The organism is Chloracidobacterium sp., assembly GCA_025057975.1.
Classification (GTDB): domain Bacteria; phylum Acidobacteriota; class Blastocatellia; order Chloracidobacteriales; family Chloracidobacteriaceae; genus Chloracidobacterium.
On sequence record JANWUV010000062.1, the window covers coordinates 1 to 559 of the forward strand.

General features: G+C 53.7%; 1 pseudogene. It reads left to right on the plus strand.

Features of this window, described 5'->3' with window-relative positions:
• Nucleotides 1–559: pseudogene (locus tag NZ585_15085) on the plus strand (cbb3-type cytochrome c oxidase subunit I).

A 559-nucleotide genomic window follows, 5' to 3' on the forward strand; every position in this document is an offset into this window, starting at 1 on the left:
ACGGCTACGCTGTGGGGCGGCAAGATTCGTTACACCAGTGCCATGTTGTTTGCGATGGGCCTGTTAATCATGTTTGTAATTGGCGGGCTGAGTGTGTGACATTAGGAACAGCGCCGGTGGATGTGCATGTCCATGACACGTACTATGTTGTGGCCCATTTCCATTACGTGTTGTTTGGGGGGTCGGTGTTTGGTTTGTACGCCGGGATTTATCACTGGTTCCCCAAAATGACGGGCCGGATGCTGAATGAAACGTTGGGGAAAATTCACTTTCTACTGACCATCATTGGGGCAAATATCACGTTCTTGCCGATGCACGTTTTGGGGACGCAAGGGATGCCCCGGCGTGTGGCCATGTACGACCCCCAATTTGCCACGCTCAATCAAATCTGTACGATTGGGGCTTTTATCCTGGCGTTTTCAGTCGTGCCGTTTTTGATTAACGTCATTTGGAGTTGGCGGTGGGGGCCAAAGGCGGGCGGTAAACCCATGCGAGCGTTGACGGTGGAGGGGACCACGGACTCACCCCCCCGGTTTGAAAACAGGGAGCCGTTTCCCGT